Source organism: Rhizobium sp. CF142 (assembly GCF_000281145.1).
In the GTDB taxonomy this organism is placed as follows: domain Bacteria; phylum Pseudomonadota; class Alphaproteobacteria; order Rhizobiales; family Rhizobiaceae; genus Rhizobium.
Genome location: NZ_AJWE01000029.1, coordinates 1 through 12,983 on the forward strand (window position 1 = coordinate 1; position 12,983 = coordinate 12,983).

Here is a 12,983-nt window from a genome sequence, read left to right on the forward strand (position 1 = left end):
CTGGGGGGGAGCCGCACCGAAAGCCGGTGCGTCGAGCGCGATGATCGCTTCCAGATCGCCGCGATCGAGCCGCCGCAGGGCAAGCCCGGCCTCGATGGGCGCAATCGGCGCCGGCGCAAGCGCGGTTCCCTGGCACTGATAGACCGTGCCCTTGGGAATGAAGCCGAGTGAGACATAAAGCCGCCGGGCTTCGCGCGTGGAGTTCAGCCGGAGACAGTCGTGACCGCAATCGGTCATGATCCGCTGCATCAGCCATTTGGCCGCGCCATTGGCTTGCAGCCTGGGTGAGGTGACCAGCATTCCGAAGGTAGCGAAACTTTCGCCATGGGGAAACCACATGGCGGAGGCACCGACCCGACCAATTTCGTCCAGCGCGACATAGCCTTTGCCGATATCGAGCAGATGCTGCCAGTCGGCAGCCCGGTGCGGCCAGCCGACGGAAATCGACAGGGCCTGCAACTGGGAGATCTCAACATTCGCGACGTCGGCGAAGCGCATCTCGAAATTATCGACATTCAATGTCCGTGGCACATTGCTATCCATCATTCACCCAGCCGAGACGGCACACGCTCTTCCGGATCGTACGCCCGGATATCCCGATGGTCATCCTAACCACCATTCGGCGAAACATTTCACCGCTGAAGCGCGATGCAGCACAAGATTTGACCGTATCCCTTCCGCTTTCGGCAGCCATTTCATCTGCATCGCTCTAACCTTGATCCTTGAGATTGGTTCACCTGCTCCGCGCAAGCCCGGTTTGCGGAGGCAAGTTCACACTGTCTGGAGGCAGAAAAGATGGCGATGCGCGCCCTGGACATTCTGGAAAAGCTGGTCGGCTTTCCGTCCGTCGTCGGCACGCCGAATGGCGAGATCGTCGAATGGATCGCCGATTATCTCAAATCCTCCGGTATCCGGGCGCATGTCTTGCCGGGTCCGGAAGGCGACAGAGCGAATGTCTTTGCGACGATCGGACCGGATGACAGACCAGGTTACATCCTCTCCGGCCACATGGATGTCGTGCCTGCCGCCGAGGCGGGATGGAACAGCGATCCCTTCCGCATGCGGATCGAGGACGGCAGGATTTATGGCCGCGGCACGACCGACATGAAGGGATTTCTGGCGGGCGTTCTTGCTTCCGTGCCGACGATGGTCTCCAGGCCGCTTTCCCGTCCCATCCATCTCGCTTTCTCCTATGACGAGGAATCCGGTTGCCGCGGCGTGCCGCATCTGCTGACCCGCCTGCCCGATCTTTGCACGTCTCCCCTAGGCGCCATCATCGGCGAGCCGAGCGGAATGAAGGCAATCCTCGCGCATAAGGGCAAAGCCGCTGCCAGGTTGACGCTAAAAGGCCGTTCCGGCCACTCCTCCCGGCCGGATCTCGGCCTCAATGCGATCCATGCCATGACCGAAGTGCAGCAGGCTGCCGTTACCGCGGCCGAAACGCTGACCCGAGGCCCGTTCGAGGCGGAATTCGAACCGCCCTATTCGTCGCTCTCGATCGGCAGGATCAGCGGCGGCCAGGCCGTCAACATCATTCCCGAGCTTTGCAGCATCGAATTGGAAGCACGCGCAATCTCTTCCGCCGACCCGGAAACCCTGCTCCAGCCGGTGCGCGCCGCAGCCGAAAAGCTGGCGGCAAAGGGTTTCGACGTCGATTGGCAGATCTTGAGCAGCTATCCGGCGCTGCTTCTGCCTCCCACATCGCCGCTTGCCGGCCTCCTGCAGGATCTGACGGGATGCGCGCCGCTCGCCGCCGTCAGCTATGGAACCGAGGCCGGCCTTTACCAGCGGGCGGGCGTGGATGCGATCATCTGCGGCCCCGGCGACATTGCGCGGGCACACAAGCCGAACGAGTTCATCGAGACCGGCGAACTCACCGCCTGCCAGGCAATGATCGATGCCCTCGGCGACAGGTGCCGTGCCGAAACCTGACGCCCAGAACCGGAGCACAGAATGACATTCCTCTTCAACTCGGACACTGCCCGCGGCCAGGTCTTTCGCGACGTCTTCGCCCGCGAACTGCCGGGCCTGCCGTTTTCCATGGATGCCGCTTCGGTCGATCCGGACGCCGTCCGCTACATCATCACCTGGACGGTGCCTTCCGATCTGGCCCGCTACCGCAACCTGGAAGTGATCTTTTCGATCGGCGCCGGCGTTGATCAGTTTCAGGCAGCCAAGATCCCCGATCATATCCGGATCGTGAGGATGATCGAGGACGGCATCATCCGCATGATGCAGGAATATGTCACGCTCGGCGTGCTGGCCCTGCACCGCAACCTGCCCGTCTATATCCAGCAGAAAAAGACCGAGCTCTGGCAGTCCCTACCGCCGGTGCAGGCCAGCGACCGCCGGGTCGGCATATTGGGACTCGGCAGCCTGGCCCAGGCATCTTTTGACCGATTGAAGCCTTTCGGCTTTCCGCTTGCCGGCTGGAGCCGCTCGGCCCGCGAGATCGATGGGGTGCGCTGTTTCAGTGGTCCGGCCGGCCTGACGGCGATGCTGGCCGAAACTGATATCCTGATCTGCCTTCTTCCCCTCACCGACGAGACCCGCGGCTTCCTCAATGCCGATCTTTTCCGCCAGCTGCCGAAAGGCGCCGGCCTCGTTCAAGTGGGGCGCGGACCACAGCTGGATCACCAGGCGCTTCGGGATGCACTCGATAGCGGGCATCTGTCCGGCGCCGTCATCGACGTCACGGACCCGCAGCCTCTCCCGCCCGGTCATCCGCTCTGGCGGCATGAGCGGATCATCATCACGCCCTATACCGCCAGCGTCACCCAACCCCAGACCGCAGCCCTTACCGTCGCGGACAATATAAAGCGGCTTCGCGCCGGGCTCGATCCAGTCGGCCTCGTCGATCGCCAACGCGGCTATTGAACACTCAACCCCAAAGGAACAGCAATGTCGCTTCTCAAGACCATCGAACACGATCCGTCCTTCGCGCCGCGGGAAGACAAGCCGACAGCCGAACGGCTGATCTCCGGCAGCCCGGAATTCAAGACCTGGGCACAGGACGAGTCCCATGACGAACTCGTCCGCACCGGCGTCTGGGAGGCAACACCCGGCCTCACCCATTCGATCAAGGGAACCACCTTCGAATTCTGCCACATCATTTCGGGCGTCGTGGAAATCACGCCGACGGATGGCGAGCCGGTGATCTACAAGGCAGGCGACAGCTTCGTCATGAAGCCAGGCTTCGTCGGCACCTGGAAGACAATCGAAACGGTACGCAAGATCTACCTCGTCGTGACGCCCGAGGCTTGATCCGGCGGCTTGCCAAACAATACGTCGTATGGTGCGGCTAAAACGGATTTTTTAGCCGCGCCAATTCCCTCTACCGGATCACGCAGATGTGCCGATACGGTAGCATTCCCGTCAGATGACCGGAGATGGACCAATGAGCCTGAGTTTCGATCCCGACAGCCTTGCATTGCCGATGGGGCATTTCATCGACGGCCGGCTCCTGGCCGCCGAGGGCAGCATTCCGATGCATCGGCCCTCCGATGGCAAGGCTTATGCCGATTGTCCGATCGCCGACGCCGATCTGGTCGATCAGGCCATACAGACGGCCAAAAAGGCCCTGAAGGACAGCAATTGGGGCGGAATTCGCCCGCGCGAGCGGCTGAAGGCATTGCATCGCTGGGCGGATCTGATCGAACAGAACGCCGTGGAGATCGCAAAACTGGAGGCAGTCTCCTCGACGCGACCTGTCGGCCATCTGGTCGATGGCGACATCGGTATTTCGGCCGAACAGATCCGCTTCTTCGCGGAATTCGCCGACAAGGAAGGGAGCGCTCTCGTTCCGACCGATGACGGCAACCTCGGCATGATCATGACCGAGCCTTATGGCGTCGTCGGCGCCATCACGCCCTGGAATTTCCCGATCAACATGGCCGCCTGGAAGCTCGGCCCGGCGCTTGCGGCCGGCAATGCGGTCGTGCTGAAACCGTCCGAGATGACACCCTTCTCGACGCTTCGACTGGCGCAGCTTGCCGTAGATGCCGGCATTCCGGCCGGTCTGATCAATATCGTGCTTGGCGACGGCATGACGACCGGCAATGCGATGACCGGCCATCCGGATATCGCCAAGGTCAGCTTCACCGGTTCCACCCGCGCCGGCTCGGCGATCATGGAAAACATCGCCCGCACCGGTATCAAGCCGATGACGCTGGAGCTTGGTGGCAAGAGCCCGCAGCTCGTTTTTGCCGATGCCGATATCGACAAGGCCGCCGCGGCGGTGACCGCAAGTATCACCAGCAATGCCGGTCAGGCCTGTGTCGCCGGATCACGCCTGATCGTTGAGAAAAGCGTCGCACCCCAGTTGATCGAGGCCATCTTGAAGAAGATGGCCGGCATCGTTCCAGGCCCGACCTGGGATGCGGCGAGCCAGTATTCGCCGATCATTTCCGAGAGGCAGCGCCAGCGGATCGACGACATTATCGGCGCCTCGGTTTCCGCCGGTGCCGAATGCCTGACGGGCGGGCGCTCCATGGACGTGCCGGGATATTTCTATTCGCCGACGCTGATTGCCGGCATCGACCAGAATTCTCCTGCCGTCATCGAGGAAATCTTCGGACCCGTGCTGACGCTCCAGACCTTCGAAGACGAAGACGAGGGAATGAGCCTTGCCGACCATCCGAGTTATGGACTTGCCGCCGGCCTCTTTACCAGCAACCTGTCGCGCGCCATTCGCCTGACGCGAAGGCTGCAGGCCGGTACGATCTGGGTCAACCGCTACGGCCGCTCGCGCGACCACATCCTGCCGACCGGCGGCTACAAGCAGTCCGGCATCGGCAAGGATCTCGGACGGGAGGCTTTCCAGGCCAACCGCAAGAGCAAAAGCGTCCTGATCAGCCTTTGAGGATTTTGAAAACATGACAACACACAAGATTGCCCTCATCCCTGGCGACGGGATCGGCCACGACATGGTTTCCGCGGCATGGTCCGTGCTGGAGAAAGCCGCCGGCGCGCATGGCTTCGGCCTCGTAGGCACGAATTTTCCGTGGTCCTGCGCCTTCTACAAGGAAACCGGCGCGATGATGCCGGCAGACGGGATCGAGACGCTGCGCAGCTTCGACGCCATCCTGCTTGGCGCCGTCGGTTGGCCCGCGGAAGTGTCGGACTCGGTCTCGCTGCACGGCCTGCTCCTGCCGATCCGCAAGAGTTTTGTCCAATATGCGAATATCCGCCCGCACCGGCTGCTTTCCGGCGTCGAAGGACCGCTGAAGGCAACCGCTTTCGACATTCTCTGCATCCGCGAAAACACCGAGGGCGAATATTCCGGCGCCGGCGGCCGCATCCATCAGGGCAGCACGGACGAAGTGGCGGTCGAAACCTCGATCTTCACCCGCAAGGGCGTCGAGCGCATCCTGCGCTTCGCCTTCGAGCAGGCGCGCACACGGCGCAAGAAACTGGCCTCGGTCACCAAGTCGAACGCCCAAAAGTATTCGATGGTGTTTTGGGATGATGTGACGAAGCAGCTTTCGGCCGAATATCCCGATGTCGAGGTCACCAGCTATCACATCGACGCCATGGCGGCGCGCATGGTGATGGCGCCGGAAACGCTTGACGTGATCGTCGCCTCCAACCTGTTTGGCGATATCCTGACTGATCTCGGCGCGGCGATCCAGGGCGGCCTTGGTTTTGCAGCCTCGGCCAATATCAATCCGGAGCGCAATGCGCCGTCGATGTTCGAGCCGGTACATGGTTCGGCGCCGGATATCGCCCATCTCGGCATCGCCAACCCGATCGCCACCGTCTGGTCCGGCGCCATGATGCTCGATCATCTTGGTGAAAAGGATGCTGCCGCCGCCGTCATGAAGGCAATCGAGACCGTGACCGCCAGCGGCATCGGCACGGTTCCCGGCAAGGACAAGACGGACGCCATCACCGCAGCACTGCTCGCTGCGCTCTGAACTCGAGGAACGGATCCATGCAGAATTTGAAACTTGCCTCCCTGTTCCGCCAGCAAGGCCTGATCGGCGGCAACTGGCTTGCCGCCGGTTCCGGCAAGACGGTCGATGTTCTCGATCCCGCCAGCCAGACGGTGATCGGCACCGTGCCCGACATGGGCGGTGACGAGACCCGCGCAGCGATCGAGGCGGCCAACAGGGCCTATCCGGCATGGAAGAAGAAGACCCATGCCGAGCGCGCCGCGCTGCTCGAAACCTGGTACTGCCTGATGCACGAGCATCTGGAAGATCTCGCGCTGATCCTGACGACAGAGCAAGGCAAGCCGCTCGACGAGGCGCGCGGTGAAATCCGTTATGGCGCCTCCTTCGTCAAATGGTTCGCGGAAGAGGCGCGCCGCATCGGCGGCTCGACCATTCCCTCGCCAACGCCCGACCGCCGCATCATCGTTCTGAAGGAACCGGTCGGTGTCTGCGGCATCATCACGCCCTGGAACTTTCCGAATGCGATGATCACAAGGAAAATCGCGCCGGCGCTCGCAGCCGGGTGTACAGTGGTGGTGAAACCCTCGGAATTCACGCCCTATTCGGCGCTGGCGCTCGGCGTCCTCGCTGAGATGGCGGGCATTCCCGCCGGCGTCATCAATATCGTCACAGGCATGCCGAAGGAAATCGGCAACGAGATCATGGTCAATACGACGGTCAGAAAAATCTCGTTTACTGGTTCGACGCCGGTCGGTTCGCTGCTGATGCATGGGGCTGCCGACAGCATCAAGCGTCTGTCGCTCGAACTCGGCGGCAATGCGCCCTTCATCGTTTTCGACGATGCTGATCTCGATCTTGCGATCGAAGGCGCGATCATCTCGAAGTTCCGCAATGGCGGCCAGACCTGCGTCTGCGCCAACCGAATCCTCGTGCAGGCCGGCGTCTATGACCGGTTTGCCGAAAAGCTGACGGCGCGCGTCAATGCCATGAAGGTCGGCCCGGGCACGGAAGCCGGCGTTTCGATCGGCCCGATGATCAACGGTGCCGCGATCGCCAAGATCAACCGCCATGTCGAGGACGCGGTCGCTAAGGGCGCCAAAATCGTGACGGCGAAACCGAACCTGCCGGCAGGCAGCCAGTATACGGCTCCAGTCGTGTTGACCGGCGCCACGGCCGACATGCAGCTTGCCAGCGAAGAAACCTTCGGCCCGGTCGCCCCCCTCTTCCGCTTCGAGACGGAGGAAGAAGCGATCGCGATTGCCAACGGCACTCCGTTCGGCCTTGCCGCCTATTTCTACACGGAAAGCCTGAAGCGCGCTTGGCGTGTTGGCGAGGCACTGGAATTCGGCATGGTCGGGCTGAATACCGGTCTGATCTCGACCGAAGTCGCGCCCTTCGGCGGCGTCAAGCAATCGGGTCTTGGACGCGAAGGCTCGCAGCTTGGGATCGAAGAATATCTGGAAGTGAAGACGTTTCATATGGGCGGGCTCAACTGAGCCTGCCTTCGAAGAGACAAATAAAAAGCAGGGGCCGTGATCACAGCCCTGCTTTTTTGTTTCAGATGATGACGGCTGTTCCCGTTACTGAACCTTGTCGAGCATCTTGTAATAGAACCCGACGAACGGCAGGAACCAGGGTTTGCCGAAATGGCCCGGCACGGCCGGCCAGTCGAGCCCCTTTACCGGATTGCGGTCCGGACGGCCGAGGATCGCGTCGGCGATCGTCATGCCGAGATGGGTAGAAAGCTGCGCCCCGTGACCGGAATAGCCCATCGCGTACCAGAGCCCGTCATGAAAACCGGCGCGCGGATAACGGTCCTTGGTGATATCGACCAGACCGCCCCAGCAATAATCGATCTCGACATGTACAAGCTGCGGAAAGATCCGAGTCAGGCTTTCACGCAGAATGGCGCCGCTCTTGGCGTCCGAGCGCTGGTCCGAGGTCGCCGAAAAGCGCGCCCGGCCACCGAAGATCAGCCGATTGTCCGGCGAAAGCCGCCAGTAATTGCCGATATTCATGCTGTTGACGCAGGTGCGGTTGCCCGGCATCGTCGCCGCGACCTCTTGATCCGTCAGCGGCCGCGTAGCGATGATGAAACTGCCGACGGCCATGATCCGGCGGCGGAAATAGCCGAAATTCGGCGTCGTATAGGCGCCGCTCGCCATCAGCACATTGTCGGCGGTGACCGAACCCTTGGCGGTCTTCAGCACGTGCCGGCCGGCGGATTTCGAGATGTCGGTGACGGTCGCCTTTTCGACGATGACGGCACCGCGCCGCTTGGCCGCCTCGGCGAGGCCGACGACATAACGCCCCATATGCATCATCGCGCTCTTCTTCGACAACATGGCGCCGTGGAAGGACGAACCGATCTCGTTTTTGAGATCGGCAGGCGACAGAAGCGCCGTGTCCGGATCGACCTCCGCATGCACGGCCTCGAAATTCTTCGCCAATCCCTCGAAATGCTGCGGCTTGGAAGCAAGCTTCAGCTTGCCGGCACGGCGGAAATTGCAGTCTATGCCTTCTTCTGCAATGATCGCTTCCAGCGTCTCGATCGAAGCGTCGAGCGCCTTGTAGAGCGCGATTGCCCGCTCCTTGCCGAGCTCCTGCTTCGCCGACAGGTAGCTGTGGGCGAGGCCATTGTTCAGGTGTCCGCCATTGCGGCCGGATGCGCCGAACCCGACCATCTCCGCCTCCAGCACGATGACTTTGGCACCGGCCATCGCCAGCTGTCGTGCCGCACCGAGCCCGGTGAAGCCGCCGCCGACCACCGCGACATCGTAGTGACCTTCGATCGGCCCTTCGACGGCGCCTGTAAAACGGGGCGCCGTATCATGCCAGTAGGAGACGTATTTCATCGGCTTGCGCCTTTCCGTTAGAGACCGACGACGCCAGCAAGGCCGGAAATATCGGCGATTTCCGTATAGCCATAATAGGGATTGGCCGGCTCGTGGCCACGGTTGACCCAGACCTTGTTCTTGATGCCGAGATCATGCGCCGACATCAGATCGTAGCGGAAGGACGAGGAGCAATGAAGAATGTCTTCCGGGCCGCAGCCGAGCATGTCGAACATGTATTCGAAGGCCTGGAAGCGCGGCTTGTAGGCGTTCGCCTGCTCGGCGGTGTAGACGGCATGGAAGGGCGCGCCGAGCTTTGCGACGTTGGACGGGATCTGGTCGTTCATCGCGTTGGAGAGGATGACGAGCGGAATTTCCTTGGCGACCCTGGCAAGACCGGCCGGAACGTCGGCATGCGGACCCCAGGTCGGCACGCGCTCATAAACCATCCTGGCGTCTTCGTCCTTGAAGGTAACGCCGTTGCGCTTGCAGGTCCGCTCCAGCGAATTGTGGACGACGTCGGCGTAAGGCTTCCAGGCACCCATGATCTCGTCAACCCGGTAGCCCGCAAAGTTCTTGATGAATTCCAGGATGGCCGGTTCTTCGAGACGATCCCCGTAAAGATCGCGGGCGGCTTCGGCCATCTGGAAGTTGATGAGCGTGCCGTGGCAGTCGAAGGTGATGTATTTCGGGCGGAATGTCGTCATGCGCTTCGTCCTTGCGTGATGGCCCATCGAGCCTTGCGAGTGATGACACGATCATAAAGCCGCTTCCGGTACCATCGCCGACTGATTTGCAGGAATCCGAAGCAGAAAGTTTCGTATCACGGCGCCGGTTTGGCATTTGCTTGCACATCTGGCCCTCAGGAACGACTTTCGGAAGGGTTGATCCAGACCCTGTTCGCGGTCGCACGGCATAAGATGCGGTCCCACCCTGCTGCTTTGGCGAAAGATACCGCCACCGATACCGCCTTCGGATAATCTTCCGGTCCCTTCACCTCGAAACTTGCGGCAGAAAGGGAGAGCATTGTCCATGCAAGTCGGGGACATCGAAACCAGAGCCTTCGGAGGCGAGCACCTTGATGGCGCGGTCCGTCTTTCGCGCGAAGCCGGCTGGCCGCATCGTCTGCAAGATTGGCAGGTTGTGCTTGATATCAGCAAAGGCGTCGTGGCATTGGACGAGACCGGAAAGGTCGTCGGCACCACATTGATGACACCCTATGGCGATGACTGCGCCACGATCAATATGGTGATCGTGGATGCCCGCATGCGCGGCCGTGGCGTCGGCCGCCGGCTGATGGACGAGGCACTTGGCCTTGGTGGTGCACGCCCCCTCCGGCTCATCGCAACCGCTGACGGCTTGCCGCTTTACGAAAAGCTCGGCTTCCGCGAGACCGGCCGCTTGTTCCAACATCAGGGAGTGGTGGGCCACGTCCCGTATCCGGCCCATGTTGAGGCTGCAACGGCGGCTGATCTGGCTGAAATTACGGCCATCGACCGGGATGCTTTTGGCGCCGACCGTTCTTCCCTGATTTCCAAACTTGCCGAAATCGGGGAATTCGCCGTGATCCGCCGCGACGGCAGGATCACCGGCTTCGCCTGCATCCGTGCCTTCGGGCGGGGCGAGGTAATCGGGCCTGTCGCAGCGACCACGATTGAAGATGCCAAGGCGCTTGTGGCGCATTTCATGAGCGGCAGGACCGGAGCCTTCCTCAGGCTCGACACGGGCAATGCCGCGCTCGTGTCCTGGCTTTCGGAACATTCGCTTGCCCATGTCGGCGGCGGCGTCGCAATGGCGCGCCCTGCACCGACACGCGCCCGTATCTCGACCTTCACCACTTTCGCACTGGCCAACCAGGCCCTCGGCTGATCCGGAGAAAATCATGCTCAGCAATTCGCTCATCGAACTCGATCGTGCCCATCTGGTCCATCCCGTCGCGTCCTATCGCGGCCATGAGCAGCAGGGCGTGCGCGTTCTCTCGTCCGCCAAGGGTGCCACCGTCACCGATGCACAGGGCCGCCAGCTGGTCGACGGTTTTGCCGGCCTCTGGTGCGTCAACGCGGGTTATGGCCACGATTCCATCGTCGAGGCCGCAGCCCGCCAGATGCGCGAGCTTCCCTATGCGACCGCCTATTTCGGCCTCGGCTCTGAATCCGCCATCCGGCTTGCAGCGGAACTTGCCGAACGGGCGCCGGGCGATCTCGACCATGTCTATTTCACGCTTGGCGGTTCGGACGCCGTCGACAGCACGATCCGATTCATTCGCTATTACTGGTTTGCCAAGGGCCAGCCGCAGCGCGACCAGTTCATTTCTGTCGAACAGGGGTATCATGGTTCTTCGACTGTCGGCGCCGGCCTCACCGCCTTGCCGAACTTCCACGCCGGTTTCGGCATTCCCTTCGACTGGCAGCATAAGATTCCGTCGCCTTACCCTTATCGCAACCCGGTCGGCCAGGATCCGCGAGAAATCATCAACGCATCGCTTGCCGCGCTGAAGGCAAAGATCGATACCGTTGGTGCCGATCGGATCGCAGCCTTCTACATGGAGCCGATCCAGGGTTCCGGCGGCGTCATCGTTCCGCCGAAGGGCTGGATGAAGGCCATCCGCAACCTCTGCAAGGAATACGGGATCCTGTTCGTCGCAGACGAAGTGATCACCGGTTTCGGCCGCACCGGGCCGCTGTTTGCCTGCTCCGAGGACGATATCGTTCCCGATTTCATGACGACGGCAAAAGGCCTGACCTCGGGTTACGTGCCGATGGGCGCGGTCTTCATGGCCGACCACGTGTATCAGGTGATCGCCGATGGTGCCGGCGCATCGGCAGTCGGGCACGGCTACACCTATTCCGCCCATCCGGTCAGTGCAGCCGTTGGCCTCGAAGTGCTGAAACTCTACGAAGGCGGCCTGCTTGAAAATGGCGTCAAGGCCGGCGCGCGGCTGATGGCAGGTCTCGAAGCCCTGAAGGATCATCCGCTGGTCGGCGATGTCAGGGGGCGCGGCATGCTGGCGGCAGTCGAACTCGTGACTGACAAAGCCGCCAAGACGCCCCTTCCTGCGGAATCAGTGCCGGCCCGCCGAGTCTTCGACCGCGCCTGGAACAACGGGCTGATCATCCGCGCCTTTGCCAATGGCATCCTCGGTTACGCGCCACCGCTCTGCTGCACGGAAGCCGATATCGACGCAATCATCGACCGAACCAGGAAGACGCTGGACCAGACGCTGGAAGATCCGGATGTCCGCAAGGCGGTGAAGGCCTGATTCCCGGCTTCGGTGCTGGCGGCTGAAATACCGTCGGCAGCCCGAATTCGGAATTTTGTGCCGGTCCACCCACCCGATTCGGCGAAAACCGTTCTGCCGAACTGTCAGTATTCTAGTTAACAAGACCTTGAAGCCCCGAAAATCCGGGAATTTCTGCAAAAACGCCCAAGGTCGGGAACAGCATATTCTTTCGCAGACGGCCTTCGAGACCGCCCCGCGACATCAACTGGGGATATGGAATTGACGAAATCTCTACCGGAATTCAAATACATGAGCTTCGACGTGGTCGGAACGCTCATCGATTTTGAGGGCGGTCTGACGACCTGCCTGCAGGGCATTGCGGCCGAAGCGAATGTCAAGATCGACAGCGAGGAGGCGCTCTCTCTCTACCGCGCCGCCCGTTATTCGGAAAATGCCGATCTCTTTCCGGATGATCTTGTGCGCGTCTATCTGGCAATCGCGCCAAAGCTCGGACTGCCGGCAGAAGAGACCTATGGCATACGCCTCAGGGATTCCGCCAAAACCTGGAAGGCTTTCCCGGACAGTGCCGCGGCCATGGCCGATCTCGCGAAGAACTACCGCCTGATCGCGATGACGAATGCACGTCGCTGGGCTTTCGAGTATTTTTCCAAGGCGCTTGGCAATCCTTTCTATGCCGCCTTCACCGCCGACGATACCGGTACGGAAAAGCCAGATCCGGCCTTCTTCCGCAAGGTGTTCGACTTCGTCTCAAAGGACGGCGGCAGCAAGGACGATATCCTGCATGTCGCGCAGAGCCAGTATCACGACATCGGCGTTTCCCGCGAACTCGGCATGACGAACTGCTGGATCGAGCGCCGCCACGCGCAGAAGGGTTACGGCGGCACGATCGAGCCGGCTGAGTTCACCAAGCCCGACTACCATTTCACCTCGATGGCCGGACTGGCCCAAGCCGTGAGGAACGCCCGCGACTGACTGACTAAATTTTCGGTTTTCAAAGCATCGGGCCAAACCACG

12 protein-coding genes are annotated in these 12,983 nt (G+C 61.4%); 9 read left to right on the forward strand and 3 right to left on the reverse strand.

What is annotated here, in order from left to right:
• Positions 1 to 531: GNAT family N-acetyltransferase (locus tag PMI11_RS08750; protein ID WP_007815699.1), on the reverse strand; the 531-nt coding region annotated here is incomplete at its 3' end.
• A gap of 270 nt (positions 532 to 801) precedes the next feature.
• Here PMI11_RS08750 and argE point away from each other — a divergent pair.
• From argE to PMI11_RS08780, 6 genes are all read left to right on the forward strand, one after another.
• Positions 802 to 1,932 carry an acetylornithine deacetylase gene (argE, locus tag PMI11_RS08755; protein ID WP_037070997.1) on the forward strand — a complete coding sequence of 377 codons (1,131 nt, stop codon included), beginning with the start codon at positions 802 to 804 and terminating at the stop codon, positions 1,930 to 1,932.
• Positions 1,933 to 1,953: 21 nt separating this feature from the next.
• Complete coding sequence (locus PMI11_RS08760; protein ID WP_007815703.1) at positions 1,954 to 2,877, forward strand: 2-hydroxyacid dehydrogenase; 924 nt, start codon at positions 1,954 to 1,956, stop codon at positions 2,875 to 2,877.
• A 24-nt stretch (positions 2,878 to 2,901) separates the two neighbouring features.
• Positions 2,902 to 3,264 (forward strand): cupin domain-containing protein, encoded by a 363-nt coding sequence (locus tag PMI11_RS08765; protein ID WP_007815705.1) that lies wholly within the window; start codon positions 2,902 to 2,904, stop codon positions 3,262 to 3,264.
• Between the two features lie 133 nt (positions 3,265 to 3,397).
• On the forward strand, positions 3,398 to 4,861 hold the full coding sequence (locus PMI11_RS08770; RefSeq protein ID WP_007815706.1) for an aldehyde dehydrogenase family protein: 1,464 nt from the start codon (positions 3,398 to 3,400) through the stop codon (positions 4,859 to 4,861).
• Positions 4,862 to 4,874: 13 nt separating this feature from the next.
• Entirely contained in the window at positions 4,875 to 5,915 is a 1,041-nt protein-coding gene (locus PMI11_RS08775) for a tartrate dehydrogenase (protein WP_007815708.1), read from the forward strand.
• A gap of 17 nt (positions 5,916 to 5,932) precedes the next feature.
• Positions 5,933 to 7,390: an NAD-dependent succinate-semialdehyde dehydrogenase gene (locus PMI11_RS08780; RefSeq protein WP_007815712.1), complete on the forward strand. Its 1,458-nt coding sequence runs from the start codon at positions 5,933 to 5,935 to the stop codon at positions 7,388 to 7,390.
• An 84-nt stretch (positions 7,391 to 7,474) separates the two neighbouring features.
• Here the strand turns inward: PMI11_RS08780 and PMI11_RS08785 are convergent, their stop codons facing one another.
• Both PMI11_RS08785 and PMI11_RS08790 read right to left on the reverse strand, forming a co-directional pair.
• Entirely contained in the window at positions 7,475 to 8,749 is a 1,275-nt protein-coding gene (locus PMI11_RS08785) for an NAD(P)/FAD-dependent oxidoreductase (RefSeq protein WP_007815714.1), read from the reverse strand.
• 17 nt (positions 8,750 to 8,766) lie between these two features.
• Positions 8,767 to 9,435: a haloacid dehalogenase type II gene (locus PMI11_RS08790; protein ID WP_007815716.1), complete on the reverse strand. Its 669-nt coding sequence runs from the start codon at positions 9,433 to 9,435 to the stop codon at positions 8,767 to 8,769.
• Between the two features lie 325 nt (positions 9,436 to 9,760).
• Between PMI11_RS08790 and PMI11_RS08795 the strand changes: the two genes are divergently transcribed.
• The 3 genes from PMI11_RS08795 to PMI11_RS08805 all read left to right on the forward strand — a co-directional run bounded on the left by PMI11_RS08795 (position 9,761) and on the right by PMI11_RS08805 (position 12,941).
• Positions 9,761 to 10,597: a GNAT family N-acetyltransferase gene (locus PMI11_RS08795; protein ID WP_007815718.1), complete on the forward strand. Its 837-nt coding sequence runs from the start codon at positions 9,761 to 9,763 to the stop codon at positions 10,595 to 10,597.
• Between the two features lie 13 nt (positions 10,598 to 10,610).
• The gene (locus PMI11_RS08800; protein WP_007815720.1) at positions 10,611 to 11,987 is read left to right on the forward strand and encodes an aspartate aminotransferase family protein; all 1,377 of its coding nucleotides are present in this window, start codon (positions 10,611 to 10,613) and stop codon (positions 11,985 to 11,987) included.
• A gap of 240 nt (positions 11,988 to 12,227) precedes the next feature.
• Positions 12,228 to 12,941: an HAD-IA family hydrolase gene (locus tag PMI11_RS08805; RefSeq protein ID WP_037070998.1), complete on the forward strand. Its 714-nt coding sequence runs from the start codon at positions 12,228 to 12,230 to the stop codon at positions 12,939 to 12,941.
• Positions 12,942 to 12,983: the final 42 nt, after the last annotated feature.

Bases quoted from the DNA above. Each gene is read 5' to 3' on its own strand.
- PMI11_RS08785 (WP_007815714.1), bottom strand. From the start codon at position 8,749: ATGAAATACGTCTCCTACTGGCATGATACGGCGCCCCGTTTTACAGGC.
- PMI11_RS08790 (WP_007815716.1), bottom strand. From the start codon at position 9,435: ATGACGACATTCCGCCCGAAATACATCACCTTCGACTGCCACGGCACG.
- PMI11_RS08770 (WP_007815706.1), top strand. From the start codon at position 3,398: ATGAGCCTGAGTTTCGATCCCGACAGCCTTGCATTGCCGATGGGGCAT.
- PMI11_RS08800 (WP_007815720.1), top strand. From the start codon at position 10,611: ATGCTCAGCAATTCGCTCATCGAACTCGATCGTGCCCATCTGGTCCAT.
- PMI11_RS08795 (WP_007815718.1), top strand. From the start codon at position 9,761: ATGCAAGTCGGGGACATCGAAACCAGAGCCTTCGGAGGCGAGCACCTT.
- PMI11_RS08775 (WP_007815708.1), top strand. From the start codon at position 4,875: ATGACAACACACAAGATTGCCCTCATCCCTGGCGACGGGATCGGCCAC.
- PMI11_RS08780 (WP_007815712.1), top strand. From the start codon at position 5,933: ATGCAGAATTTGAAACTTGCCTCCCTGTTCCGCCAGCAAGGCCTGATC.
- PMI11_RS08760 (WP_007815703.1), top strand. From the start codon at position 1,954: ATGACATTCCTCTTCAACTCGGACACTGCCCGCGGCCAGGTCTTTCGC.
- argE (WP_037070997.1), top strand. From the start codon at position 802: ATGCGCGCCCTGGACATTCTGGAAAAGCTGGTCGGCTTTCCGTCCGTC.
- PMI11_RS08765 (WP_007815705.1), top strand. From the start codon at position 2,902: ATGTCGCTTCTCAAGACCATCGAACACGATCCGTCCTTCGCGCCGCGG.